1 rRNA gene is annotated in these 539 nt (G+C 39.7%); it reads left to right on the top strand.

The features are described from left to right. Positions 1-107: ribosomal RNA gene (rrf, locus tag NJD71_RS13620) — 5S ribosomal RNA — on the top strand; the annotation flags it as partial. Positions 108-539: the final 432 nt, after the last annotated feature.

The following is a 539-nucleotide window of genomic DNA, read 5'->3' on the forward strand; positions in this document are numbered from 1 at the left end:
ACAATAGCGCGATGGCCCCACCTGATCCCTTCCCGAACTCAGAAGTGAAACATCGTTGCGCCAATGGTAGTGTGGTTCGCCCATGTGAGAGTAGGTCATCGTCAGCTCTCTATTCTAGATTTGCCCCCTTTGCTAACGCAAAGGGGGCTTTTCTTTGTGTGGCGAAAAGTTCTATAGTAATAGCTGCATTATATTTGATCTGTTATAGCTAAAAAAGTATTGGTAAAATAGTCATAATACTCCTTGCGTTCTCAATAGATGTGCGTATAATGCCACCCAGTCGAAAGGGAAGTAGATGAATGGTTTGAACGATGTAGATTGTTTGAATTAAATTAAAAATACTTCTTGACTAAATAAATAAAGCGTCTATAATACGCCCTCATCGGACGGACTAGCGGCAGCTAATATGTAAATTACATATTAATAACGCAGTTAACCTGGTGAAACAAATTATAAAAAGTCTTGACAAATCAAATCAATATGATAAGATAGTCGGCTCGCTAGATAGCTTAACCGGAGACGGATTGGCTAGATGGCAA

Origin of the sequence: Psychrobacter sp. PP-21 (genome assembly GCF_033790785.1) — a bacterium.
Classification (GTDB): Bacteria; Pseudomonadota; Gammaproteobacteria; order Pseudomonadales; family Moraxellaceae; genus Psychrobacter.